Origin of the sequence: Mesorhizobium sp. M3A.F.Ca.ET.175.01.1.1, from assembly GCF_004791945.1 — a bacterium.
Classification (GTDB): domain Bacteria; phylum Pseudomonadota; class Alphaproteobacteria; order Rhizobiales; family Rhizobiaceae; genus Mesorhizobium.
Genome location: NZ_SRTP01000229.1, coordinates 1 through 328, shown reverse-complemented (window position 1 = coordinate 328; position 328 = coordinate 1). Strand labels below are relative to the sequence as shown.

The following is a 328-nucleotide window of genomic DNA, read 5'->3' as shown; positions in this document are numbered from 1 at the left end:
CTGGTCGTCCATGGTGCCCGGATATCACTCACGATCGCGCTGCTGGCGACTGTAATCAGCCTCATCGTCGGCACCACGGTCGGAATGACCTCGGGCTACTTTGGTGGCTGGGTGGATGTCTGGCTGATGCGCATCACAGATTTCTTTTTTGTTATGCCTTCATTCGTGCTCGCGCTGGTCATCACGCCTGTGGTCCTTGAGGTGATGGGGCGCGGTGGAGACATCCTTGGCTTCCGCCCTTCTCTTTTTGTGATCATTGTTGTCATCGGCATGACCAGCTGGGCGTTCGTTGCTCGTATCGTTCGCAGCCAGACACTCTCGCTTAAGG

Annotated in this window: 1 protein-coding gene; it reads left to right on the top strand. The window is 56.4% G+C overall.

Annotation, left to right across the window (positions count from 1 at the left end):
* Positions 1-328, top strand: a 328-nt coding sequence (locus EN818_RS31445) for an ABC transporter permease subunit (RefSeq protein ID WP_135906696.1), incomplete at both ends; no start/stop codon positions are given.